The following is a 23,895-nucleotide window of genomic DNA, read 5'->3' as shown; positions in this document are numbered from 1 at the left end:
CTTTTACGGGTCTATACTGAAGAGGGCTGAAATGTCCTGCCAGGTGTCTTGAACGGAGGTGTTTCCCATGTCCGAAAAAGAGTCCATCACCACCCTGCTCACCCTGCTCGATTCCCGTCAGGTTCGCCTGGCCGCGGCATGCAAGGAAATCGCCGATTGGGTCGATCACCAAGGCGGACATCCGACTGCCCTCAGGATTCGCGATCGCCTGAACGACATCGAGAAGGATACGCCGCTGATCCGTAATACCCTGTCGTCGCTCAAACCTGTCGATCCACCACTGCCACGGTTCAGATGAGTCGTTGCGGACAGTCGATGCGAAGACAGGGTCTGACAGCGCAGGCATGATCGGCGACATTGTTGTCACCGAGTGAGTGCCTGCCCGCTCTATTCATGTTCTCCCCCCAACCCGGCCAAGCGCCGGGATTTTTTTTTGCGCCAGGCACGCAACGAACGTCACCCACCGTGTGAGGTCCAACGATCACACGTCACGAGGAGACGTCCCAATGGTTACTCACTTCAAAGTCAGCGGGCACCTGGCCTGCGGTCACAAAGGCAACAACCTCACTTCGACCCGCGAACTCAACCGGGTCAAATGCCGAAGCTGCCGAAACACCGAAGTGTACAAAGAGGCGCGCAAAGCCCAACGCAACGCTGCACGGCGCGCCGCACGCAAAGCCAAAGCCACCCAAACCGTTGCTGACTGGCGCCAGGCCTGGACCGAGCGCCTGATCGCCCTGCCCGGGTTGCAAAGATTGCCCCGTGGTTTTACCGGCCAACCCTACGTTTAGCCAAAGGCTTCGGGGGCTGGGTTGTGCCGACCCGGCCACCTGAGGCTACTCAATCGTTGCGTTCACGCACCCTGGCTGCAGGATCTCGCGCAATGACATGCGTTTGAAGGCCTCGACCAATCCGCGCCCTTCCCCGGGCGCGCAAGAGATCGCCAGGCGCATGGTCGCCTCGCCCAGGTGCCAGATCAGAAATGCGGACTCCCGGACCTGCACTGCATCGCTGTGCGGATACACCCTCAGCATCGTCTCGGCCAGTAACCCGCCGGCATTTCGACTCTCCTCCAACTCCAGCGCCAGCAGGTGTTTGTCGGCCTGCATGCCGGACCAGATATCACGCATCGCCGGGGTCGCCAACACGATCTCATAGTACTGATCGAGCAAGTCTGAATAGGCGGCTTGCAACCCTGGCACATCCTCGACCGCCCCCAAGGCTTCTTCGATACAGCGACGGCTTTCGGCGTTGTAGCGTTCGGCCAACGTGCGTATGACCGCACTCTTGTCGGGGAAGTACTGATAAAGGGAGCCGATGGAGATTTCGGAGCGCTCGGCAATTTCACTCATCTTGAGCTGATCGCTGCCCTTGGTTGCGATCAGCTCCGTCGCCACGGCGAGGATGCGCTCCTGGCGTTCGCGGCTGCGTTGCTGCGTGGGATTGCGTCGAATCGGCTCTGCAACAGCCTGTTCTAGCACTTCGCTGGTCTTCTTGGGCACGGCCGGACTCCCGATCAATAAACATGACACTGACTCACCTTAGCACCCGCCATGGGGGTACCCAATAGGTCATCGCCATACGTCGGGTTGTTCTTTCCATGGATTGACCGCAAAACATGAGGGTCTATCATCTTTTAAACATGAGCATCACTCACATTACCAATGGAGATGAACGCGATGAACAGCAACCAGCAGACCCTTCTGATTCTCGGCGCCACGGGCAAGACCGGACGGCGCATCGTAAAGCGGCTCGAAGCAGCCGGCCGGAACGTGCGCCTTGGCTCCCGCAGCGCCACTCCACCTTTCGACTGGGAAGACCGGTCGACCTGGGCCGCTGCCCTTGAAGGTGTTCAAGCCGCGTACATTTCCTTTCAGCCGGACATCGCCGTGCCTGGCGCCCTTGAGACGATCCAGGCGTTCACCGACCAGGCGGTGAACAGCGGTGTCGGCAAGTTGGTGTTGTTATCCGGTCGCGGTGAGATAGAAGCGCAGCAGGCCGAGCGTGTGGTGCAGAACAGCGGTATCGACTGGACCATCCTGCGTGCCAGCTGGTTCTGTCAGAACTTCAGTGAAGGGCACTTTCTCGAACCGATCCTGCAAGGAGAACTGGCGCTGCCCGTCGGCGACATCGCCGAGCCTTTTGTCGATGTGGAAGACATCGCCGAAATCGCAGTCGCCGCGCTGACCCGATCCGGGCACTCAGGCCAGCTCTATGAACTGACCGGACCACGGGCACTGACCTTTGCCGAAGCCGTCGCCGAAATCGCCCGCGCGACGGATCGCGATATCGGATTCCTGGCGGTGCCGCCGGACGCCTATCGCCAGGCATTGGAGCAGGAGCAACTGCCGGCTGAGTTGATCGACCTGGTGTTGTATCTGTTCACCACGGTACTCGACGGCCGCAACACACCGGTTACCGACGGGGTCCAACGCGCACTGGGGCGGCCGGCGCGAGACTTTTCCGATTATGTCCGGCGCGCGGCGGCAACGGGGATCTGGAACCTTCACGGTTGAGTGCCGACGTACTGCATTGGCGACATTCGACTTCCTCGACTAGGGTGTCCTTCGTATCGAACTGCGGTGCCTTTATTGGCAGGAGCCTGATAAGGAGGAAGCAATGTCATCCATTCGTAGTGCCGAACAAACCTATCGCCAGTGGTCCAGCCCGATCCTGCTCGAACTCAAGGAGCGAGAGCATCAACTGACCCCGTCAGACCGTGAGGCCCTGCAAAATATTTTGCTGGAAAGGCGGCTGATCAACAGCGGCAACCCTCACGGCAGCGATCGACGCAAGACTGAACCGGGTATTGGCGGTTGAATCGGCTAAAGCAACACTGCTCGTGCTCAAAAGCCCGGTTCAACACCGGGCTTTTCTTTTTTCCACTCACCAGACGCGCAGCACCTTTTCTCCTCGCCAATCTTCCAACGCCCCCCTTCGCCCGCAAGACTCAAACTCCGGTGCCCATTCGCAAACCAATAGGATCGCGACACCGATGGCTGAGCATTACCACCGCGCGTCCCAGCCCTTATAATCTTCGGTGCGCACCCGTTTTTTTCTCGCCCGCGATTTGATGAGTAACCCTCCCCGCGCATCCTGGGCTAGTCTTTTCAGTCTTGGACAGAATCTTACGACCATTCCTTTTCCCTTGCCTTTTGAGGATACGTGAACGTGAAAGGCAAATTGATTGGCACGACCGTCATCGTGACCCTTTTGGCTGCCGTGACTTACGGGTTCAGCACGTGGGAGGCCAGCAAGAATCGGCGGCAGGAAGAGTTGTGCAAAGTGGCGCAAGAGCATCTCAAGACCGTAGAGATCGAGGCACGGGCCATGGCAACCGGTTTGTCCGTCGAAGGCTACGCCGAAGCGGAAAAGGCCGAGGTGGGCAAACTCATCAATGCGCTGGATACCGCTAAAACCAACGAGGAAGTGGAGGCTGTCATCACGGAGCACTCCGCCACAGTCCAGGCGCAGGTGGCCGCCACGGATGCGGAAGTGAAATCCCGGGGCGACCAGCCCTTCCTTGGGCAACAGTTGAAGGAGCAGCGGATAACGACTGACGTGAAACTGGAAATCCAGCGCGCCGAGAAAGCCGTCAGCACTGCGTGTGAATGATGTAGGCCGAACCTTAAAATGTGAAACAACGAAGCCGGACGCTCGGGTTACTTGAAAACCGGCACGCTCGCTGACGGGTTGGGTTTTTTCAGGTAGTCACGCAGCCGTGCACCAATCTCGGCAATTTTCGCCTCCCCCGCACGCAAGGCTTGCGGGTTGGTATGCACCGAGTAGTTACCCAACGCAAGATCATAAGGATGAGGCTGCGCGGAGCCGATCACGAAGACAGTATCGTTGTGCATGGCCTTGAGCGTAACGGTGCCGCTACCGGGTTCGAAAATGACCATTTCTCCCGCCAGGACCCTCTCCGGAGCGCAAAGGGATCCGCGACTGACACTCAACCACAACGACTCGTGCCCTTCGGGCGGAACATAGCTCCAGGATTCTCCGGCAGGTAGTGTGACCAGCAGATAGTTCATGCCAGCGGGAGCACGGACCGGGCTTTGGACACCCAGATAGGAACCCAGAATCACACGTGCCGGCCCCACTTGCGGCATCACGCTTGACTCCAGGTATTGGCTGTCGACGGTGGCGTTTTCCAACGCAGGTGGCAGTGCCACCCACAGTTGAAAACCTTGAATGCGCCTTGAGGTACCGACCGACATTTCCTTGCCATGCCAGACCCCGCCACCCGCGCGCATCCATTCAACACCGCCATAGTCAATCATCCCCGTCCCCGACTCGGCATCCTCAAAACGCAAATTACCTTCGGTAATGACCGTGACCGTGGCGATGCCCGAATGCGGGTGCATCGGCATGCCGTTGATGAATGAACTCTCGCCTTCAAACAGGTCAAGGAACACAAAAGGCTTGACCAGATGGCCCAGGTCCGAGGGGCTCATCAGCCGGACAATCGCGCCATGCCCACTGCCGGTGGTGCGGTAACGGATGGCCCGGTGAGCAGCGGTGTCCCGTATACCGATCTGAGGTTGTTGCTGAAAAGGCATCATGATTACTCCAAGTTGGCAGCCGTTCGGCTCGATGTTCCACACAATCGGTCCAGGCCGATTACTTGATAAGTCGGCACAATTGGATTGCACTCGTCCACCAGAGACAGGAATACCCGGCGACGACTTACCGGGTTGTATCGAGGACAAGCCGGCCCCGTAAATGACGGCCCATGCTTTTCTCGATCGCCACTTTCGCCTCACTCAACGGGTATGCCTCGACGTCGACCGTGAGGTGGCCCTTGTCGAACAGTTCGGCAATGAGCGAGAGCTGTCGGCCATCGGAACGGGTGGCGAAATTGGCGGGGGTCACGCCATAGTCGTTGGCCAGCGACATGTTCGGCAGGCTCACCGGCGAGACCAGCACACCGTTTCTTTTCAGTACCTTGAACGAACGGGTTTGTGTGTCGCCGCCGACCAGATCCAGTACGACATCGACGCCGGACACCTGCTCGTCGAATGCCTGGGTCCTGTAGTCGATGATGTAGTCAGCACCGAGGTCTTTCAGATAAGCATGATTGTCCGCGGAGGCCGTTGCGTAGACTTCAGCGCCCAGGTACTTGGCAATCTGCACGGCCATGCTGCCTACACCACCGGCCGCGGCGTGGATCAACACTTTCTGCCGCCGTTGCACGCCCGCATGTTCAGTGAGTGCCTGCCACGCCGTCAGTGCGGTTGCAGGCACAGCACTGGCCTGTAACAAGCTGAGCGAGTGCGGCTTCACGGCCAGCTTTGAAACCTGGGCGACGGCTTTGGTGGCATAACCGCCGACAATATTGATGAAGCCGAACACTTCATCACCCATGCTGAACTCAGTGACGCCCTGCCCCAGCGCAATCACGGTACCCGCCACTTCAACCCCCGGGGTGAAAGGCAACGGCAGAGGAATGAACCCTTTCATGGCACCGGACAGGATCTTCCAGTCAATCGGGTTGACCCCGGCTCCGGCGACATCGATCAGCACTTCACCAACACCGGCCACCGGGTCTGCGATGTCTTCCAGACGTAAAACTTCAGGGCTGCCGTATTCGTACACGCGTATGGCTTTCATGGAGGTCTCGACTATTGAAAAGAAGGGAGAAAACACTGCGCTGCGAGGGACCGGCCTTCGCAGCGCGGGGGTATCAACGACGGCGGGCGTCGAGGCTGAAGCGACCGGCGCCGAAGGCCACGACTTGCAGCAGGCCACCGGCCATCGCGATGTTCTTGAAGAAGTGGATGAACTGGTTCTGATCGCCCAGCGCGTTGTGGAACGCCAGTGCGGTGAACACGCTGAACACGGCCAGGACTGCGGCGACGCTGCGGGTGCGGTAGCCAGCGATCAAGGCCAGGCCACCACCGATCTCAACAACGATCGCCAACGCCAGCGCCAGTTGCGGAAGTGGAAGCCCTACCGAACCGATGTAGCCAACCATCATCGCGGGCGCGGCAAGTTTCGAAAAACCGGAGAGAATGAAGATTGCGCTGAGCAGTACGCGGCCGATCAACGAAGCCGAGGCCTGGGTCACGTCGGAACGGCTCTGCTCTGAGGCGGTGGATTGAGCGATGTTTGCAGAAGTGGTCATGAGGTATTTCCTTCAAAGTTTGCGCGATTCGCCATGAATCGCTGCTGTGAAGAAATCTTGCACCTTGACATCTAATCTGAATAGACGACTAATTTAGATCATTAGGTTCGAGTAAATAGGCAAGTAACTCGCATCATCGAAGGAGAGTTCAATCCCATGATTTCTGATCCCGGAACACCGACGCTCGACCAACTGCGCGTGTTCCTGACCGTTGTTGAGGTCGGCAGTTTTGCAGCGGCGGCCAGAAAGCTGCACAGGGCCACTTCGGTCATCAGCTACTCGATTGCCAACCTCGAAACGCAGCTCGGCGTGTCGTTGTTTGACCGTCAGACCACCCGCAAACCCCAGCTCACCGATGCCGGCCGCACCGTGCTGGCCGAAGCCAGAACCATTGCCAACGGCATCCATGGTTTGCGCGCCAAAGTGAAGGGACTGCTTCAGGGGCTTGAAGCTGAAGTTCACGTAGTGCTCGATGTGATGCTTCCCCCGGAGCGCGTGGTGGACGCACTCAAATCCTTTCGGGAAGAATTCCCCACGGTTGCCCTGCACTTGCACATGGAAGCCCTCGGCGCCGTGACGGAACTGGTGATCAACCGTGGTGCCATTGTCGGCGTCAGCGGGCCGATGAACGAAGGCATCGACGGGATCGAAAGAATTGGCGTCGGCAGCGTCGAGTTGATTCCGGTGGCGGCGCCGAATCATCCGCTGGCTTCCAGCGACTCGAACGTTCCAGGCGCCGGGCGAGAGTTCACGCAACTGGTATTGTCCGACCGCTCGCGCCTGACCAAAGATAAGGATTTCGCCGTGCTCAGCAACCGCACCTGGCGCCTGGCGGATCTGGGCGCCAAGCACATGTTGCTGCGTGAAGGCATCGGTTGGGGGAACATGCCGGCGCCAATGGTCCAGGAGGATCTGGAGAGCGGCCGGCTCGTGCAGCTGAACATTCCGGAGTACAAAAGCGGCCAATATTGCTTCGACGTCATCTACCGCACGGACCTGCCACCGGGTCCGGCGGCAAGGTGGTTGATCGACCGCTTCGTGCAACAAGGCTCGGTGCCGGATGCCCCGGTTTGAAAGTGTCTTCGTTCAGATGAGCAAGTCTTCGTAGAACGCGCCAAAGGGACGCTCGGGGTGGGCAAGCTGAATTTCCAGAATCCACAGGCCGGTGTTCGGGTGTTGATCCAGATCCCCGAGGTCGCCACCCCGGTAAATCGCATGGGGGAAATCGCTGACCCTGTGCCCCTTGATGTCGAGGTTGAGCGTCCAGCCCATGACCTGTGCTTGCGTGGCTGCAAAGTCGTAAAGCGCCACGCCGGTAACCCGCTCGCTGCGCCAGAAGCTTTCGACCCGCTTGAACAGCTCCTTGGCTGCCGCCGCGCAGGCGATCATTTCCGGATCTGAACCCGTGGTGAACGTCGCGCCGGCATCGCCTTCATGCCCTTGCCACACCACGCCCAAGTCGATGAAGAAAATGTCTTCGGCCCCCAGCTCGGGATCGCCATCGGAGCGCTGCTTGAAGGTCTTGAGCGTGTTGGTCCCGAAGCGGATCAGCAGCGGGTGCCAGATCCGGTCCATACCCAGTTCCGCCAGGATCTCTTTGCCGCGCGACTGCGCCTCGGATTCGCGCATACCGGGCGTGATGACCCGGGCGATCTGATCAATGGCCTTCCAGGTCATCTGCTGTGCGTGACGCATCGTTTCCAGTTCGTAACGCTCACCTACTGCTTCTTTGCTGCTCAAGACCGTGCTCATCATTCATTCCCTTGGTAAGAAAGCGCAGGCCACGCGCTATGTAGCTTTATATATTGCGACACCCCATATCAAAGATAAAGCGTGACCACGGCCAGTCGGGCTCGGGGAAATCGACGGAATGGCATTAGCCCGCAGGCGGCCCTTTACAATCAGTCACCCAGCGCCTGGTAGTACGCCACCGCCTGCTCCAGATTGAGAAACAGGCGCTGTTGCTCATCCATGGCCCGCCCCATTTGCGAATGCATCACCATGGCCTGCACGCTGGGGCTCATCCCCACCAGCCACAGAGAAATGCCATGCTCCTGCAAGCGCCGGTCCGCCGCATCCAGCATCTTCAGTGCGGTGTACTCCAGATCGAATACGCTGCGAAAATCAAACACCACGATTTTGGGTTCGCTCGCGACGATCGCCGCCTGGACTTTCGTGCTGATATGTTCGGCATTGGCGAAGAAGATGCGCCCCTCCGGCCTCAGCATCAGCAACCCGGCAAAGACTTCGTCCCTCGGATGCTCGTCGCTTCCGGGGCGGAACACATTGGTGCCAGGTTTGCGGCCCAGCACGTGTACCGGTGGATCGGAAACCTGATAGGCCAGCGCCAATAGCGAGACGATGATCGCCACCACAATGCCCTGCAGGGTGCCCAGCAACATGACCCCGGCCGTGGCCACCACGGCCCAGAGAAACTCGGTGCGGCGAACTGCCAGGATTTCGCGAAAGGCGGCTGGCTCTATCAGGCCTACGGAATAGACGATCACCACCGCGGCCAGCGTGGCATTTGGCATCAGGCCAATGAAAGGCGCCAGTAACAGACAGGTGCCGAGCGCCAACGCGGCGGTCACCAGGCTCGCCAGCTGCGAATTGGCCCCAGCCAGGCGATTGACCGCCGTCTGGGTGGTGCCGCCACCGGCGGCCATGGCACCGAAAAATGCGCCACCGATGTTGGCGATTCCCGTCGCCACCAGCTCGCGGTTCGGCTGTGGCACGGGCTCGTCGCTACGGGCAAAGGCGCGTCCAGCAGCAATGGTCTCGGTAAAACTCATCAGGGCAATCCCTACCGCCGACGGCCAGAGTGCGTTTAACAACGACCCGTCAGGCAACGTCAGGACGGGCAATCCAGTAGGCACATTGCCTACCGAGGACACGCCGTAATCACCCAGGCCCAGCAGGCTCATGGCCGCCAACCCGAACGCGACCGCCACCAACGGTGCGGGCACTCGCGGTGTGTAGCGCTTCATGCCGATCAGTAGCAACACCGTGGTCACGCCCACCACGACAGTGGGCAGCGATGCCTGGGGAATATTGACCGCTGTTGCCAGCAGATTATGAAAAAAACCGCCTTTTTCAAAATGAAGACCCAAGAGTTTAGGCAGTTGGTCAAGCACGATGACGATGCCAATGCCGGCCTTGAAGCCGACCAGCACGGGTTCCGAAATGAAACTTGCCACGAAACCCAGGCGCAGCACCCCCGCCAGCGTCAGAATCGCACCCACCAGCAAGGTCAACGTAGCAGAAGTCACCAGCAGGTCGGCGGGATCGGCGGAGGGGCTGACCTGAGCCAGTGCAGAACCGGCCAAAATAGCCAGCGTGGTGGTGGTACTGACACTGAGGGGGCGTGACGTGCCGAGCACCGCATAGATTGCCATTGGCACCAGCACGGTGTAGAGCCCGACCTGCACCGGCAGGCCGGCAATCGTGGCGTAGGCCAGGGCCTTGGGGATCACCACCGCTGCTGCCGTCAGACCGCCGATGACATCGCCTTTGAGCCAACTACGCTGGTAACTGCCGAGCCAATTCAACACCGGCCAACTACGCAGTGCACGCTGGATTTGAAGATTCATCACTGCCTCCAGGCGAGTGGCTGTCTCCTGAAGTGTATGATCGAATGCGGTCCCATGCGCCTTGAAAGATTACCGCCCGAGCATGAATGACCTCTGGCTGCTAGATTGCATCAGACGCGATCGTAAAAGTGACAACAGCACCGATTTTTCCTTACTGCGATCCACTGACGGTATGCGCAAGGAGATCAATACGTGCAGGCATTGTTCACGTTTCTCGATACAAACCCTTACATGCTGTTGTTCGGGGTCGTCAGCCTTGCGGTACTGATCGGGCGCATCACCCTCAAAGGCTACGGTTTGGGCATGGTCGCCGCGGCCATCCTCGTCGGGTGTACGGTCGCCATCACAGGATCCCTGTATGGCGTTACCTTCAAGGTCGACACGTTCACCATGAACCTCTTTTACTATCTGTTCATGTATGGCGTTGGCTTGCGGGTCGGTCCCTCGTTCCTTAACAGTCTCAGAGGGGATGGACTGAAGTTCACCCTGCTGGCGGTTATTTGCAGTGTCCTCAGTCTTGTCGTGGTGGTGGCAGGTACGCGGCTGTTTCAACTCCCGACCGGAGCCGCCGGGGGAATACTCGCAGGCGCAACTACCATGTCTTCGGCCATCGGTTCGGCCGAACAGGCGGTGGCCTCGGGGGCTGTCAAGCTCCCACCTGGCACCACCGCTGCGGACGTATCGGCAATGATTACGCTGAGTTATGGCATCACCTATTTGTGGGGAACGATCGGCATCGTCCTGATGTGCAAATACATGCCTCGCTGGTGGGGCGTCGATGCAAAAGCCGCAGCGCGCAGCTATGAAGCCGAGCATGGCATTCATGAAGTCGAAGACATGGGCCTGAACGGATACACAGCCTTCGGTTTGCGCGCCTACCGCCTCGATAACCCCGGAACCGCCGGCCTGACCATCCAGGAATTTCGCGGTCGCTTCCCGGAGTACCGCATCGTCAATGTGCGACGCGGTGATGATTCGATTGGGGCCGACTCACTCATTCAACTGCAGCCAGGAGACGTCATCGCCCTGGGCGGTACGCACAAGGACCTTACTGCCAACATTGGGGTGATAGGTCCGGAAGTCGATGATCCCAAGGCACTAGGCGTGGTGCTGGACCAGGCGGAAATTCTGGTGACAGAGAAGGCCGTCATCGGCAGGAAACTCAAAGAGTTCCGCGGGGAAAGCCTGGCCGGCCAGCTTCAACTGACCCGCCTTGAGCGCGGTGGCGTCCCCCTGCCAGTGGGTCCGGAGACCCAATTGCAGCGCCGTGACGTATTGTTTGTCACAGGCCTGACCAGCGCCGTGCAACAGGCTGGCGAACGTTTCGGCCTCATCGCCCGTCCCAGCACCGTGACTGACTTGCTGACCTTGTTCATCGGCATGACCCTGGGCCTGCTGATCGGCCTTATCCAGTTTCCCGCCTTTGGCGCTGCCGTGGGCCTGGGAAACGCGGGCGGTTTGATGGTGTCGGGGATCATCATTTCGTCGCTGTCGTCACGCTTGCGTTTTTTCGGCAACACGCCCAATGCCGCACGCAACATCCTTGAGGACATCGGCCTGCTGGTATTCGTTGCTATCGTCGGCATCAACGCCGGCGCCACCCTATTGAATCAACTCACCGGCACCCTCGCCGTGCAGATCTTCACAGTGGGGTTCTTCGGCTGCCTGCTGCCACCTATCGCCGTTTGGGTGATTGGTTACCACCTGATGAAAATCAATCCAGCCGTGTTGATGGGCGGCATGGCCGGGGCCCGAAGCCACTCCGGTCCATGCCGCGAGGCAGCCGCCGAGATCGGCAGCAGCGCACCCTGGGTGGGGTTTCCGGTGGCGTTCGCAGTGTCGGGAATCCTGCTCACCGTCTTCGGCTACTTTGCCATGGTTTTCGCCGCCTGAAATATCAAGCCAGGACGGTGGGCAAGGGATCGGGAAGAAATAATTTACAGAGCCAAAAAAATGAAGGCTTGCATGAGGTTTCTCATGCAAGCCCTTGATATTCATGGTGCCCAAAGCCGGAGTCGAACCGGCCGCCCGCCTCATTGACAGGATTCAAAAAGCAGGCCATTTCCCGTTCGACAACATCGATCTCATTTAGCCCCCAGTTTGTCAGGGGCGCGGAAGGTTTGCCGGTCGATGCGTAACTCGCCGCCAACAGACGGGTCATCAGCGTCTTTGCCAGGTCCAGTTGCCTCTGAAGCTCATGAGCCGCGCAATCAGCCTTGTCCAGGCGCTGTTGCAGGGCATCGCGCTCGGCAGCGATCTGTCCGACACTGCCCATCGTTTCATGCGGGTCAACCATCACTGCTTCCTCACTAATGTGCTCGTTCGCTCAGGTGTAGGCCGGACATGTTCAGGCCTTGCACCGCGGATATCGGCACGAGAGTTTTTTTCTACAGTGTCTATCGCAAGTCGCCGACCAGCGGCGGTGTGACCTCAGGGGCTGGTACGAAAACTATCGGCGCGTCAGCGCTTTCACTTTCAGAGTGCAGCCCAAGAGTAACCGGAGGCAAAGGTGGGACGGTGCCGAGACGTAGTCATCAGAGCTAAGGTCAAGTTGTCGCAAAATGATCCGAGGCGGAAGTAGGACGCCCCAAGGTCACAGAAAACCTGATGGCTGGCCGAGGCACGATCACTCATCTTCATCTAATCGGAACCTGCTCAAGGCAGGGAAGCCCGGCAATTTACCGGTCTCTACCTCAACATGCCTCCCACCACAGTGCTCGCAATTGAATACCTGGCTGTCGATGTCATCGTCAAAGCAAAGCTCTACAGACGTGTCTTGATTGCACTTCTGGCAGATCAGTTTTCTCGTCATGGCTGTACCCCCCTGAGATTTGACCGCCATGAGCTTAGCCAACTTTTCCTTTAACCACCGAGGCTCATAATCACACCCACAGAAAACAAACCGGCCGAGCCAGGATTTGACCTGAACACGCCAAATGGCGGGCGCGGTTACATCACAAATCTATTCAAGACCGTGCTCAAGCGTCAGCGGCAAACCCACGGCTGCGCAACTATGTCGCCGTATGAACCGCCGCAGCGAGTTGCTGTAAGGAACCCAGCCCCGGTGTCAGAAACGCATTTTTTCCCCAATAACGGGGAATCCTCCTGAGGCAAACGGCACCTGTTCCGCTGTAGCAGGCTGTTTCATCGCCCTGTCACATGTTGGTTCAGTTATTGCTCTGGCACCTGAACTCAACAATTCGACCCTGGAGATTAAAGCCGTGTGGAAAAACCCCCTACTACTCGTAATCACCTGCGGAATGGGAATCCTTACATTGGGTTTGGCCGCGACCGTGATCCTGATTCAGTTGCAGCTGGATTGACCAGCAACGCCATCGTGCAAACCCCTAGCTAAAATCAATATGCCCATTCACTTGGCCCTAAGGACGTGAGTCATGATTTCCACGCTTGAGCTTCGTCACATAATCGAATGCGGTTTCCAGCCCCTCTCCTGCACCTGCTCAGTCAATCCGGACGGTTCATTGATGATCAAAGTGTTCGATCCGACGTCTGGGCGGGTCGATCTCCTGGTCACAGCGGTCACGACCAATCAATTGACGTCCAGCCGCGCCATTGCAAATTTGATTGGTGAGTTGCGCTCTGAAATGGCGGCGCGCCAAGCGACGGGCACAGTGGTTTCAGCGGGAAGCGATCCGGCGTAAGCCCGAGCCGAAACGCCATGGATAAGCGTTGGACTCGTTTCATAACCCTCTGCTGCTCAGTTGACGTGCACACGGCTGGTGGCACCGCCCAATAAAAAAGGCCTACGCCGTTAAGCGTAAGCCTTTGTTTTATATGGTGCCCGAAGCCGGAATCGAACCGGCACGCCCTTACGAGCGGGGGATTTTAAGTCCCATGCGTCTACCAGTTTCGCCATTCGGGCGGTAGCGCGGTGAATCAGAGGGGGGAAATATATACATCCCTTCCCGGTGAAGCAAGGTCGCAGGTGCTATTTTCAAGACTAAATTTTGCAGATCCTGAAAATAAAAAACTTCGTAAATCATGGACCTACAACGCTTTTTTACGGTGGAACCGCCTGATACCCGGTGCACGTGCCCGGCTACGCCACTTCACACCTGCTCAAGCCGCTTGTCAGCCCAATCGACACGCCAATAAACCTTTGAAACCAAGGTGTTTCAATTGTTTATCAAGAACCTGTTTTCAAACGAAAATTGCGAGGCTGGTTAACGTCAGATCCTTATCTATCATGGGAATCTGCGGCGGCGATTTTTCGCAATGCATTGCCAACCGCATTATCCTTGTAACTATCATCGAACCCGTTTGAATTGGCGTCGGCAGGCCATTGTCGGAGCCATTTAAGGCCTTATGAATGAAGTCTTCCGCGAAGCGCTCACCCAATGCCTCCCAGCACAAGGAGCTGACGCCCAGCACCCTTCCCTTCCCCGTGGTCGGTATTGGCGCCTCCGCTGGCGGACTGCAAGCGTTGAAGTCGTTTTTTGAACAAATGCCCGCAGACAGCGGCATGGCCTTTGTCGTCATTCTTCATTTGTCACCCGATCACCAAAGCGTCGCGGACCGGATCATTCAGGAAGTCACCCGAATGCCGGTGCGCCAGGTGAGCGATACGATTGGCATTGAAAAAAACACGGTGTACGTCATCTCGCCGGCCCATGACCTGGCGATGAATGATGGCTATCTTTGCGTGACCCACTCGAATCGCCCGCCAGGTGCGCATATCGCCATTGATCTGTTCTTCAGGGACCTGGCGGATGTGCACAGGGAACGCGCCTTTTGCGTGGTGCTCTCGGGCACTGGCTCCGATGGTGCGGTGGGTCTGTCGCGGATCAAGGAGCAAGGCGGCATCACACTGGTCCAGGCCCCGGAAGACGCCGAATTCGACGGTATGCCGCGGGCGGCCATCGACACGCAGATGGTCGATCTCGTGCTGCCTGTCGTGGAGATGCCGCAAAAATTGCTGGAGCTGTGGCACAACTCGCAAGCCATCACCCTGCCGACCGCCAATGACCCGGAAATCAATGTCGCACCCCCCACCACCGAGCGGGACGCCGCCGTAGCCGAACAACGGTTGCAGGACATTTTGCAGCAGCTACGCGTGGGCACTGGCCATGACTTCAAGCACTACAAACGTGCGACGGTGCTGCGCCGTATCGAACGCCGCCTGCAAGTGACCGCGCAACCGGACCTGGCTGCTTACTACGACTACCTGCAAGCCCACCCGGAAGAAACCAAGGCATTGCTGGGTGACATGCTGATCGGCGTCACCAATTTCTTTCGTGATCGCGAAGCGTTCGAAGCGCTGGAACGTGAAGTGATTCCGAATCTGATCAGTTCGCTGCGGGATACCCAGCCGCATCGAGAAGAAATTCGTGTCTGGTCCGCCGGCTGCTCGACGGGTGAAGAAGCCTATAGCCTGGCAATCCTGTTGAACGATCAGCTGACGCTGCAAGCCAGTGCGGCCAGGTTGCAAGTCTTCGCCACCGACATCGACGATCGCGCCATTGCCTACGGTCGTGCCGGCGTCTACCCCGAAGCGATCATCACCGACGTTCCGCCATCGCACATGCGCCAATACTTCACGCGGGAGAATCAGCACTACCGCGTGCGCAAGGAAATCCGCGAAAGGGTGCTGTTCGCCAAACACAGCCTGTTGCTGGACCCACCGTTCTCGCAGATCGATCTGATCGTCTGCAGAAATCTGTTGATCTACCTGGACCGCGACGTGCAGCGCGACATCATGCAGATGTTCCATTTTGCCTTGAGGCCGGGTGGCTACCTGTTTCTGGGGACATCAGAGTCCGCCGACGGCTGCCTGGACCTGTTTACCACGGTGGACAAGCGTAACCGTATCTTCCGCGCCAAAAGTGTATCGACCAGCGCCCGGCGCGCGCCGGCCATGCCTCGGGGTGGCTATGCACGCACCACCGTTGTCGCCAACCCGGCAGAAACGACGTCGGCGCGCAAAGTCTCTTTCGCTGATATCCACCTGCGAGCGCTGGAAAAGGCCGCACCGCCAAGCATCATTGTCGATAACAACGCCAACATCCTGCACATGAGTGAAGGCGCCGGGCGTTTCCTGCGGTACGTGGCCGGTGAAATTTCCCGTAACTTGCTGACGCTGGCTCATCCGGACCTGCGCCTGGAAATCCGCACCACCCTGTTCCAGGCCAATCAGGCAGGCGTACCGGTCACTTCCCGTAAAGTCCGCTTCGAACGTGAACAGAACAACTATCTGCTCGACCTGACCGCGCACCCCTTCAAGGATGAACAGACAGAAAACGAATACGTGCTGGTGATCTTCGAGGAACGGCGAGTCGACCCTCAAGACCTGCTGGAAATCGTCGCCAACCAGACTGAAAACCAGATGTTGGTCAATCTCGAGCATGAGTTGCAGCGCACCAAGCTGCACTTGCAGGAGACGATCGAGCAGTCAGAAGTCTCCAGCGAGGAACTCAAGGCTTCGAACGAAGAAATGCAGGCCATCAACGAAGAGCTGCGTTCGGCCACCGAAGAACTGGAAACCAGCAAGGAAGAACTGCAGTCGATCAACGAAGAGCTGTTGACGGTCAATTACGAGCTCAAGAGCAAGGTTGAAGAAACCGACAAGATCAACGACTACCTCACCAACCTGATTGCCTCCACCGACATCGCGACCGTGTTCGTCGATCGCAACATGCGCATTCGCTGGTTCACCCCGCGGGCCACGGATATTTTCAGCATGTTGCCCGTCGATACCGGGCGCTCGTTGCTGGACATCACCCATCGCCTCGATTATCCGGAAATGGCCGAGGACGCGGCGACTGTGTTCGACTCGCTGAACATGATCGAGCGCGAAGTCAGCAGCAACAACCAGCGCTGGTACATCGCCCGGCTATTGCCCTATCGATCCAGCGAGGATCACATCGACGGCACGGTACTGACCTTTATCGACATCACCAAGCGTCGTGCGGCGGAAGATGAACTGCGCCTGGGCGAAGAGCGCATGCGCCTGGTGGCCGAAAGCACCCACGATTTTGCCATCATCCTTCTGGATGAACATGGCGTGATCACCGACTGGAACACCGGTGCCGAGCTGATCTTCGGTTACGCCAAGCCGGAAGTGCTCGGCACCTATTACGACCTGATCTTCACACCCGAAGATCGTGCCTCGGGCGCGCCTGAATCAGAGTTGCGCGCTGCCCGCGAACAAGGACGCGGCGAAGACGAACGCTGGCACCTGCGCAAGGATGGCAGCCGCTTTTATTGCAGTGGTGAGATCACGCTGCTCAAGGGAGAGAACCTCAAGGGCTACGTGAAGATTGCCCGCGACCTGACCGGTCACAAGCGCATGCATGACGAACAAAGCCAGCAACTCGCCGAAACCCAGACCAGCAGCCACCTCAAGGACGAGTTCTTTGCGGTGATGTCCCACGAACTCAAGCACCCGCTCAATCTCATACAGCTCAATGCCGAACTGCTGCGACGCCTGCCCCTCACCAAAACCGTCGGGCCGGCCATGAAAGCCGTGAACACCATCTGCGATGCCGTCGCCAGTCAGGCGCGGATCATCGACGATCTGCTGGACGTCGCCCGGGTGCGCACCGGCAAACTCAAGCTGAAAAAACAGGCGGTAGACCTGGGGCGGATTCTCCAGGACATCTACACCGTGGTGATCAATGACCAACATCCCTGCGAAGTCACGCTGCGCGTACCGCAACCACCCGAACCACCGCTGGTGGTGGATGCCGACAGCACGCGCCTGGAACAGATTATCTGGAACCTGGTGAACAACGCGCTGAAATTCACGCCCAAGGATGGCCGTGTCGATCTGGTTGCCCGTCGAGTCGACGACATGGCACGCCTGGACGTTATCGACAGTGGCGTGGGACTCGACCAGGAGAGCCTGCACAAGGTATTTGACCTCTTCAGCCAGGCGGAGAGCCAGCATGCCAGCCATCAGCGTGAAGGCCTGGGCATTGGCCTGTCGCTGGTGCGACAACTGGCAGAGGCGCACGGCGGCTCGGTGGAAGTACAGTCCGACGGCATTGGTTGTGGCTGCACCTTTACCATCCGGTTACCGCTTTCCCAGCCCTCGCAGCAGCCCAGTGAGCAACCGGTCATTTCGGAACAGGGACGTCTTGTGGGTCAGAAAGTGCTGCTGGTGGAAGACTCCAGAGACGTCATAGAGGTCCTGCAAATGCTGCTGGAAATGGAGGACGCCCATGTCGAAGCCTTCAGCGACCCACTGCAAGCCCTGCAGGCGGCGAAGGACAGTAACTATGACGTGATCATTTCGGACATCGGGATGCCGGCCATGGATGGTCATCAGTTCATCCAGGCCATCCGACAGATCTCCCAGCTGAAACACACCCCCGCCATTGCCCTGACAGGCTATACCAACAGCAATGACCAGAGAAAAGCCAAGCAATCGGGATTCAACTACCACGTGAGCAAGCCGGTTTCCCACGATGACTTCATCGACATCATCGACGAGGCTTGTAACGCTCGGCCTTATTGATTCATCCCGCAAGCTACCGACAACGCGGCCGCGGGGATGATCTTCGAGTAACCGTCCGGCAACCATGACAAAGGCCGATCCGAATCCCGGATCGGCCTTTTTCTTTATGTTTTTCCCCTGGCCAGCAACGCGCGTTTTGGCTCAAGTCCACTTCATGTTTCGCTTCCAGTAGACCGGGTGCCCCGATAGCTGCAACCAACCCTCGTATTCCCCCCTCGTGCCGAGGGGGATCACCCCGCCTTTGAGCCAGCAGAATCAACGTGAGCCTATCGCTCAACCGACGGGTCCTGAGGACGCCAGAACGGGTGGGTGCGAGCCAGGATTGCGGCACTGAAACAAGCGGTTTCACAACGCTCTGCCGTCTGCGCGCGCTCCGACTCCGCTGTCGAGATACAGGGACGTTCCACCAACATCTTCGTTGGCAATCACGCCATTGGAGCAAGCACGTCATGAAACAACTGACCCCGCTGGACGCCCAGTTTTTCTATTCCGATGCCCCCCATCAACCCATGGTGATTGGCAGCCTGTGGATCTGCGACCAGCGCAGCGCGCCGAATGGACTGGTTCGGCACAAAGACATCATTGGCTATTTCAGCAGCCGGCTGAGCAGCACGTCACTGTTCCGCCGACGCCTGCAGCATGCACCCTTTCGACTGGACGACCCGTACTGGGTGGAGGACAAGAGTTTCGACCTGGAGTATCACATCCGCCACGTCGGCCTGCCGCAACCCGGCGACTGGCGCCAGTTGTGCATCTTCACCGCGCGCGCCATGTCGCGCACTCTGGATATGGAACGCGCGCCCTGGGAACTGACCATTATCGAGGGCCTGAACAATATCGAAGGCGTGCCGCCGGGCAGCTTCGCCCTGCTGCTGCGCTTCCATCACTCCTACATCGATGGCAAGGCCGGCATCGAGATCAACAACCTGTTAATGAGTGATCAGCCGGAATTCGACGAGAACACCTACCGTCAGCCCTTTGGCGAGCGCATGCCGAGCCGCGCACAAATGTGGGCCAGGACCGTTCCGCGCCTGGCGACCCAACCCTTGCGCAGTCTGCGCGCCAGTGTCGGCATGAGCAAAGCGAGCCTGCGTTTGATCCGCAGGATGCGCGGCGAGGACAGACCCACGCAGAAACGCATTCCCACGACACTGTTCAATACTCAGGTGTCCCCGCACCGAACGTTCGGCGGACTGTCATGGAAGATCAGCGAGCTCAAGCAGGTACGCCGCTGCGCCGAGGGTGCCACGCTGAATGACGTCATCATCGCCATCATTGGTGGCGGGCTGCGCCTCTACCTGCAGCGCCGCGAGGCATTGCCGGACACCGAATCACTGGTCGCACTGTGCCCGGTGGCAATGCCGCCCGATCAGGACCAGCGCCAGACCGGCAACCTGCTCTCCGGCATGCTGATCGGCGTCGGCACCGATATCGAGGACCCTGTCGAGCGATTGCAGGCAATTCTCGAACGCACGCGATCAGGCACCGGGCTGGCGCGGGAAGTGGTGCATGAACTGATCGTTGGCGCAGGTGACCTGGTGCCGGCACCGATGCGCATGCTCGGCGGCTGGATGGGGACTCAACTGCGCTATACCGGCAAGTACCACCTGGCAAACACCCTGATTACCAACGTGCCCGGCCCCACCGGCGGTACCGATCGCAAATACGTTGCCGGCGCCGAACTACTGGCGCTGTACCCGATCCCCCCGGTATTCGACGGCATGGCGCTGTGCCATGGCATTACCAGCCTCTACGGCGAACTCATTCTTGGCGTGGTCAGCGATCGCAATGTATTGCCCGACATGGACGTCTACATCGACTGCATCCAGCAATCTACCGAGCAATACCTGGCCCTGGGGCGCCAGTCAGCGCAATCGCCAGCTCCGAAAGCGGGTCCGCAGTCACCGCGCAAACGGGCGCCCGCCGCGACACCCGGCACCGAGGAGCCTTCCCCATGACCGGCGCCACCCCCGGCTCGCCCAATCGCCCAGGCGCAATAGAGAAAATCAACATGTTCAGGCCCAAGTCACCCACCACTCAATTGCTGGCAAAGATGAAGTGTGCCCGGAACTATGAAGAGTGGGCCAAACACGCCGGCGCACTGGATCGGCAGAGCGGCATGGACGATTGGCGCGAAAATGAAGTCTGCAATGACTATGACTATCGCACTGTGCGCCAACGGATGGAACGACTGCGCGACCTGCGCACCACCGGCGCCTGGACTCATCTGATGTTCACCCTCAACGAGGGCATCCATGGCAATCTGGCCGGGATGGGCAAGGCAACCCTGTACAGCCATGCTCACATGGGCACCAAGCATCTGATCCACCAGTACATCGAAGAAGTCTGCCTGTCCCTGGAGGCCATTGATGACCTTGGCGACGAGGTGATTTCGCTGGAGGAACGCAGGGACTTCTTCGTTCGCGCCAGCCACTGCTTCGGTCGTTCGGCACTGATGCTCAGCGGTGGCGCTATGCTCGGCTACTTCCATGTAGGGGTGCTCAAGGCGCTCCTTGAACAGGACCTGCTGCCAAGAATCATTTCCGGCTCCAGTGCCGGCTCGCTGGTAGCGGCCATCGTCTGCACGCACCGCCCCGATGAATTGCTCGATCAGCTGCAACCCGAACGGCTGACCATGACGTTCGACAATACCGCAGCGAAGCGACGCTCGCGCCTGCCGTCAGTCCTGAAAGCCGAGGACATCGCCCGCTACGTGCAACGCCTGATTCCAGACCTGACCTTTGCCGAAGCCTACACCGTCAGCGGGCGTCACCTGAACATAACGGTGACCGGGCTGGAGCCGCAGCAGGCTCCACGCCTGTTGAATGCCATTACCGCGCCCAATGTGCTGGTCCGTTCGGCCATCCAGGCCTCGGGTGCCGTCACGGGCATCTTCCCGCCGGTCACCCTGCAAGCAAAGGATGCCGCCGGCCAGCAAGTGCCGTACCTGCCGGAACAACGCTGGATCGACGGTTCCTTTATTGATGATCTTCCTGCCAAGCGCCTGGGGCGGCTGTATGGCGTCAACCACTTCATTTCCAGCATGGCCAATCCGGCGGCGTTGCTTTTCACACCTAACCCCAATGCCCATCCCGGCCTGTTTAAAATCGCAGTGGAGCAACAGATTCGCCTGGGCAAAGGTATCGCCACCCACCTGCTGCGCCTGTGCAGGAATCATCTACGCATCCGCAATCCCACCCTGGCCCGCTGGCAGCATCTTGGTTACAACATGCTGGTGCAGGACTACACCGCCGATATCAACATCTTTGTCGGCAAACGCTGGCACAGCCCGCTCAAACTGCTGTCGCCGTTACCTCTGCCCCAGATGCGACAACGGGTGCATGAAGGTGAGCAGGCGACTTGGGAGCGTATGGAAATGGTGCGCAGTTGCACCGCAATCAGCAGAACCCTGGATCAAATCCTGACCCGCCGCGGCTGGCATGGCTGATCACCTGTGCGCGGGTGTGTTAATACGCAGCCGTGCAACCGATCACTTTTTCACAGGCAATAAAAAACCCCGTAGATCATCGATCTACGGGGTTGTTTATAGTGGAGGCCGAGGTCGGAATCGAACCGGCGTAGGCGGATTTGCAATCCACCCACAAAGCTAAGTAGATCAGTAGGTTAGCACAACGCACGTTCCGCAAGCTACTGATTTTCAAAGAGCTGCGAGCCCCGATTTTGTTGAGGCTGAAATTGGGTTGCGGAACGCTTTTTTGGTTCCAGTATCCAACCCCTCCTACTTCTTCGCACGACAGTCACGCGCTTGAACGGTGCTTGGAATGGTAATCAGTTTTTGCCATCCTGAGTGGCGGCCTTTAGCCACAACTCAACGACAAGGACTGTAATGACCTATATCACACGAATCTGTCATAACGACTCAAATTGGCAGTACCCCTCAGGGAGTGCAACGGAGGCCCCGGAGACTTTTTACTCTCAGCATGGCTATGGCCATGAGGAGTGGCTGTTTCGGTTCGAATGGCAAATTGGCGGCTGGCAATATGGTTTTCTTCAAGGTGTGAACAAAGGCTGGGAATCACGACTTGCACGCGATGAACGTGTTGGCGATGTCGTGCTTTACACCCTCACGCCTCAAGGGCGACGTTTCGTTGCCCGTATTCGTCATATAGAGTTTCTGAATGAAGCGCAGGGCATTGCCGCACTGAATCACTACAAGCGACTTGGTTGGTATGACCGAATGCTTGAGGAAATAGACAACGTTGAAGGGGATCGCAGTGGCTTGGGGAACGGTGAATGGGCACCTTACGTGCTGAATGTACGCTTCCGCCCGGAAGATGTTGAATGGTACCCGCCTGCTACATTCGCGACGGTAGGACACCCCATTCAGCAATATAACCGCTACCTACTCATCGACCTCCCCGACCAGGTGTCATTGCCAAAAACGATCAATGAGCGCCCTCGAAGAAAAGGGCAGGACCTTCCGCCCATTCAAGACAGCTACTTCAGGAGTGGTGGATCAGGACGGGAGTGTTCTCCAGAGCATGGCATGATCCAAGCAGCCCTGCATGAGGAATTGAAGTTTGAATTTCCGGGGGCGAAGATCGCCTTTGAGGAGGATTTTGTAGATGTCACGGTAACAACTGATCTCGAGAAAATATTTTTCGAAATTAAGTCAGACCTTTCTACCCGTAGGGTCCTGAGGTTAGCGATTGGACAGTTGCTCGAGTACGCGTATTACTGGGATAAACCGTCAGAAAAAACCATTAGGTTGGTGGCGGTGGGTCGGACTGCCCTAAGCAATGAGGACGAGCAATACCTAAAATACCTTACCGAAAAACTCAAAATCCCACTTGAATATCGTCAGGTAATGCTTCCGTCTGAGGCTTAGTATTCGCAGCTCGCCCCAGACGCACTAAACAGGAAAGAGGAGCAGATCCATTGTAGCCCTCTTTCCTAAAAAATATGTCTAGTTTCAATCTGAGCATTCCTAACCTTCCAAATGCTGCCTGGCCTTTGCGGCGTACACACAAAGAGCACTATCTGCATCTGAATCAGGGATAGCCTCAAACAAAACACCACCAGCATCCCTATTCATTTCCTTCATGAATTCACGAAATGCAGCTTCAGATGAAGTAATCCATGGATTAAACCGCATAGCACGAACTATTGCGCGAGCAAGTGGCTGCCGTGACGCAGTATTTGGGCGTTCAACGATGGCCTGACGGATATCGGCAGTTTTTAGTATTAGACGTAGTGCCCCCTCCGGGTCATCTGGATCTGCAATCGTTGCAACGTGCATATTCCACCATAACCTAGAAATAGCATTATCATCACGAATACCGGTACGCCCTTCAGCAAAAAAATGGTCCAAGACAACCTTGTCCAGACTTTCACCTTCCGCCCTTTTTACCCAGCGCGCACGGCTATATTGCAAGCACTCAACGTGGGCAAGCCTTACCCACACCCGCTCTTCCCTTGCTAATGCCGGCGTCATATTTGGCATAGATCTGTAAACAATCAAGGAGCTTCTAATATCTGCCTCGGCCGTTCCATCTGTGCCATCTAGGTCCGCCAGCATCTCTAAGTCAACTTGGACTTTATCGCTTTCGATTTCCCAACCGTTCTCTTGACTAAGATCCAAAAAATCCCCGCTGGCGTACCTATCTCGATTTATCGATATGTTCTCCCGTAGCTCATCAACCACAACTTGTGACAAATATTTAAGAGGTGCACTAGTCATT

20 protein-coding genes and 1 tRNA gene are annotated in these 23,895 nt (G+C 57.9%); 12 read left to right on the top strand and 9 right to left on the bottom strand.

Annotation, left to right across the window (positions count from 1 at the left end):
* Positions 1 to 67: 67 nt before the first annotated feature.
* Both LAB08_RS13255 and LAB08_RS13250 read left to right on the top strand, forming a co-directional pair.
* Positions 68 to 298, top strand: a complete 231-nt coding sequence (locus LAB08_RS13255) for a hypothetical protein (protein WP_008055683.1) — start codon at positions 68 to 70, stop codon at positions 296 to 298.
* Between the two features lie 208 nt (positions 299 to 506).
* Positions 507 to 791 carry a hypothetical protein gene (locus LAB08_RS13250; protein ID WP_096511775.1) on the top strand — a complete coding sequence of 95 codons (285 nt, stop codon included), beginning with the start codon at positions 507 to 509 and terminating at the stop codon, positions 789 to 791.
* Between the two features lie 45 nt (positions 792 to 836).
* On the opposite strand, the gene LAB08_RS13245 is transcribed toward LAB08_RS13250, so the two are convergent.
* Positions 837 to 1,502, bottom strand: a complete 666-nt coding sequence (locus LAB08_RS13245) for a TetR/AcrR family transcriptional regulator (protein ID WP_096511776.1) — start codon at positions 1,500 to 1,502, stop codon at positions 837 to 839.
* A 177-nt stretch (positions 1,503 to 1,679) separates the two neighbouring features.
* Between LAB08_RS13245 and LAB08_RS13240 the strand changes: the two genes are divergently transcribed.
* From LAB08_RS13240 to LAB08_RS13230, 3 genes are all read left to right on the top strand, one after another.
* Complete coding sequence (locus LAB08_RS13240) at positions 1,680 to 2,516, top strand: NAD(P)H-binding protein (RefSeq protein WP_096511777.1); 837 nt, start codon at positions 1,680 to 1,682, stop codon at positions 2,514 to 2,516.
* A 103-nt stretch (positions 2,517 to 2,619) separates the two neighbouring features.
* A complete protein-coding gene (locus LAB08_RS13235) occupies positions 2,620 to 2,820 on the top strand; it encodes a hypothetical protein (RefSeq protein ID WP_096511778.1) in 201 nt (66 codons plus the stop codon).
* Between the two features lie 351 nt (positions 2,821 to 3,171).
* Positions 3,172 to 3,615 (top strand): hypothetical protein, encoded by a 444-nt coding sequence (locus tag LAB08_RS13230; protein WP_254007529.1) that lies wholly within the window; start codon positions 3,172 to 3,174, stop codon positions 3,613 to 3,615.
* A gap of 47 nt (positions 3,616 to 3,662) precedes the next feature.
* On the opposite strand, the gene LAB08_RS13225 is transcribed toward LAB08_RS13230, so the two are convergent.
* The 3 genes from LAB08_RS13225 to LAB08_RS13215 form a co-directional block, all read right to left on the bottom strand.
* Positions 3,663 to 4,562, bottom strand: a complete 900-nt coding sequence (locus tag LAB08_RS13225) for a pirin family protein (protein WP_096515413.1) — start codon at positions 4,560 to 4,562, stop codon at positions 3,663 to 3,665.
* Positions 4,563 to 4,689: 127 nt separating this feature from the next.
* A complete protein-coding gene (locus LAB08_RS13220) occupies positions 4,690 to 5,613 on the bottom strand; it encodes an NADP-dependent oxidoreductase (protein ID WP_096511779.1) in 924 nt (307 codons plus the stop codon).
* A 73-nt stretch (positions 5,614 to 5,686) separates the two neighbouring features.
* The gene (locus LAB08_RS13215) at positions 5,687 to 6,127 is read right to left on the bottom strand and encodes a DoxX family protein (RefSeq protein ID WP_096511780.1); all 441 of its coding nucleotides are present in this window, start codon (positions 6,125 to 6,127) and stop codon (positions 5,687 to 5,689) included.
* Positions 6,128 to 6,283: 156 nt separating this feature from the next.
* Between LAB08_RS13215 and LAB08_RS13210 the strand changes: the two genes are divergently transcribed.
* Entirely contained in the window at positions 6,284 to 7,201 is a 918-nt protein-coding gene (locus LAB08_RS13210) for a LysR family transcriptional regulator (RefSeq protein ID WP_096511781.1), read from the top strand.
* Between the two features lie 12 nt (positions 7,202 to 7,213).
* On the opposite strand, the gene LAB08_RS13205 is transcribed toward LAB08_RS13210, so the two are convergent.
* Both LAB08_RS13205 and LAB08_RS13200 read right to left on the bottom strand, forming a co-directional pair.
* Positions 7,214 to 7,879 carry a M24 family metallopeptidase gene (locus tag LAB08_RS13205; RefSeq protein WP_096511782.1) on the bottom strand — a complete coding sequence of 222 codons (666 nt, stop codon included), beginning with the start codon at positions 7,877 to 7,879 and terminating at the stop codon, positions 7,214 to 7,216.
* A 149-nt stretch (positions 7,880 to 8,028) separates the two neighbouring features.
* Positions 8,029 to 9,717, bottom strand: a complete 1,689-nt coding sequence (locus tag LAB08_RS13200; RefSeq protein ID WP_096511783.1) for a SulP family inorganic anion transporter — start codon at positions 9,715 to 9,717, stop codon at positions 8,029 to 8,031.
* A 192-nt stretch (positions 9,718 to 9,909) separates the two neighbouring features.
* Here LAB08_RS13200 and LAB08_RS13195 point away from each other — a divergent pair, with 192 nt between their 5' ends.
* On the top strand, positions 9,910 to 11,610 hold the full coding sequence (locus LAB08_RS13195) for an aspartate:alanine exchanger family transporter (RefSeq protein ID WP_096511784.1): 1,701 nt from the start codon (positions 9,910 to 9,912) through the stop codon (positions 11,608 to 11,610).
* An 82-nt stretch (positions 11,611 to 11,692) separates the two neighbouring features.
* On the opposite strand, the gene LAB08_RS13190 is transcribed toward LAB08_RS13195, so the two are convergent.
* Entirely contained in the window at positions 11,693 to 12,013 is a 321-nt protein-coding gene (locus tag LAB08_RS13190; protein ID WP_096511785.1) for a hypothetical protein, read from the bottom strand.
* Between the two features lie 1,099 nt (positions 12,014 to 13,112).
* Here LAB08_RS13190 and LAB08_RS13185 point away from each other — a divergent pair.
* The gene (locus LAB08_RS13185; RefSeq protein WP_096511786.1) at positions 13,113 to 13,379 is read left to right on the top strand and encodes a DUF1652 domain-containing protein; all 267 of its coding nucleotides are present in this window, start codon (positions 13,113 to 13,115) and stop codon (positions 13,377 to 13,379) included.
* A 134-nt stretch (positions 13,380 to 13,513) separates the two neighbouring features.
* Here LAB08_RS13185 and LAB08_RS13180 read toward each other — a convergent pair.
* Positions 13,514 to 13,600 (bottom strand) — tRNA-Leu (locus LAB08_RS13180).
* A 447-nt stretch (positions 13,601 to 14,047) separates the two neighbouring features.
* Between LAB08_RS13180 and LAB08_RS13175 the strand changes: the two genes are divergently transcribed.
* The 4 genes from LAB08_RS13175 to LAB08_RS13160 all read left to right on the top strand — a co-directional run bounded on the left by LAB08_RS13175 (position 14,048) and on the right by LAB08_RS13160 (position 23,042).
* A complete protein-coding gene (locus LAB08_RS13175; RefSeq protein ID WP_096511787.1) occupies positions 14,048 to 18,193 on the top strand; it encodes a CheR family methyltransferase in 4,146 nt (1,381 codons plus the stop codon).
* A gap of 449 nt (positions 18,194 to 18,642) precedes the next feature.
* Positions 18,643 to 20,151 carry a wax ester/triacylglycerol synthase family O-acyltransferase gene (locus tag LAB08_RS13170; RefSeq protein ID WP_096511788.1) on the top strand — a complete coding sequence of 503 codons (1,509 nt, stop codon included), beginning with the start codon at positions 18,643 to 18,645 and terminating at the stop codon, positions 20,149 to 20,151.
* The gene (locus LAB08_RS13165) at positions 20,148 to 21,641 is read left to right on the top strand and encodes a DUF3336 domain-containing protein (protein ID WP_096511789.1); all 1,494 of its coding nucleotides are present in this window, start codon (positions 20,148 to 20,150) and stop codon (positions 21,639 to 21,641) included. The genes LAB08_RS13170 and LAB08_RS13165 overlap by 4 nt, the downstream gene beginning before the upstream one ends.
* Before the next feature lie 399 nt (positions 21,642 to 22,040).
* A complete protein-coding gene (locus LAB08_RS13160) occupies positions 22,041 to 23,042 on the top strand; it encodes a hypothetical protein (protein ID WP_096511790.1) in 1,002 nt (333 codons plus the stop codon).
* Between the two features lie 99 nt (positions 23,043 to 23,141).
* Here the strand turns inward: LAB08_RS13160 and LAB08_RS13155 are convergent, their stop codons facing one another.
* Positions 23,142 to 23,894 carry a DUF6339 family protein gene (locus LAB08_RS13155; RefSeq protein ID WP_096511791.1) on the bottom strand — a complete coding sequence of 251 codons (753 nt, stop codon included), beginning with the start codon at positions 23,892 to 23,894 and terminating at the stop codon, positions 23,142 to 23,144.
* Position 23,895 lies beyond the last annotated feature (1 nt).

Origin of the sequence: Pseudomonas izuensis (assembly GCF_002356535.2) — a bacterium.
Taxonomy (GTDB): Bacteria; Pseudomonadota; Gammaproteobacteria; order Pseudomonadales; family Pseudomonadaceae; genus Aquipseudomonas; species Aquipseudomonas izuensis.
The sequence above is the reverse complement of the archived record's forward strand: the minus strand, read 5'-3'. Positions and strand labels throughout refer to the sequence as shown.

What these genes read in the sequence shown, in the direction of transcription:
- LAB08_RS13255 (WP_008055683.1), top strand. Translation starts at nt 68, where the DNA reads ATGTCCGAAAAAGAGTCCATCACCACCCTGCTCACCCTGCTCGATTCC.
- LAB08_RS13250 (WP_096511775.1), top strand. Translation starts at nt 507, where the DNA reads ATGGTTACTCACTTCAAAGTCAGCGGGCACCTGGCCTGCGGTCACAAA.
- LAB08_RS13240 (WP_096511777.1), top strand. Translation starts at nt 1,680, where the DNA reads ATGAACAGCAACCAGCAGACCCTTCTGATTCTCGGCGCCACGGGCAAG.
- LAB08_RS13235 (WP_096511778.1), top strand. Translation starts at nt 2,620, where the DNA reads ATGTCATCCATTCGTAGTGCCGAACAAACCTATCGCCAGTGGTCCAGC.
- LAB08_RS13225 (WP_096515413.1), bottom strand. Translation starts at nt 4,562, where the DNA reads ATGCCTTTTCAGCAACAACCTCAGATCGGTATACGGGACACCGCTGCT.
- LAB08_RS13220 (WP_096511779.1), bottom strand. Translation starts at nt 5,613, where the DNA reads ATGAAAGCCATACGCGTGTACGAATACGGCAGCCCTGAAGTTTTACGT.
- LAB08_RS13215 (WP_096511780.1), bottom strand. Translation starts at nt 6,127, where the DNA reads ATGACCACTTCTGCAAACATCGCTCAATCCACCGCCTCAGAGCAGAGC.
- LAB08_RS13210 (WP_096511781.1), top strand. Translation starts at nt 6,284, where the DNA reads ATGATTTCTGATCCCGGAACACCGACGCTCGACCAACTGCGCGTGTTC.
- LAB08_RS13205 (WP_096511782.1), bottom strand. Translation starts at nt 7,879, where the DNA reads ATGAGCACGGTCTTGAGCAGCAAAGAAGCAGTAGGTGAGCGTTACGAA.
- LAB08_RS13200 (WP_096511783.1), bottom strand. Translation starts at nt 9,717, where the DNA reads ATGAATCTTCAAATCCAGCGTGCACTGCGTAGTTGGCCGGTGTTGAAT.
- LAB08_RS13190 (WP_096511785.1), bottom strand. Translation starts at nt 12,013, where the DNA reads ATGGTTGACCCGCATGAAACGATGGGCAGTGTCGGACAGATCGCTGCC.
- LAB08_RS13185 (WP_096511786.1), top strand. Translation starts at nt 13,113, where the DNA reads ATGATTTCCACGCTTGAGCTTCGTCACATAATCGAATGCGGTTTCCAG.
- LAB08_RS13175 (WP_096511787.1), top strand. Translation starts at nt 14,048, where the DNA reads ATGAAGTCTTCCGCGAAGCGCTCACCCAATGCCTCCCAGCACAAGGAG.
- LAB08_RS13170 (WP_096511788.1), top strand. Translation starts at nt 18,643, where the DNA reads ATGAAACAACTGACCCCGCTGGACGCCCAGTTTTTCTATTCCGATGCC.
- LAB08_RS13165 (WP_096511789.1), top strand. Translation starts at nt 20,148, where the DNA reads ATGACCGGCGCCACCCCCGGCTCGCCCAATCGCCCAGGCGCAATAGAG.
- LAB08_RS13160 (WP_096511790.1), top strand. Translation starts at nt 22,041, where the DNA reads ATGACCTATATCACACGAATCTGTCATAACGACTCAAATTGGCAGTAC.
- LAB08_RS13155 (WP_096511791.1), bottom strand. Translation starts at nt 23,894, where the DNA reads ATGACTAGTGCACCTCTTAAATATTTGTCACAAGTTGTGGTTGATGAG.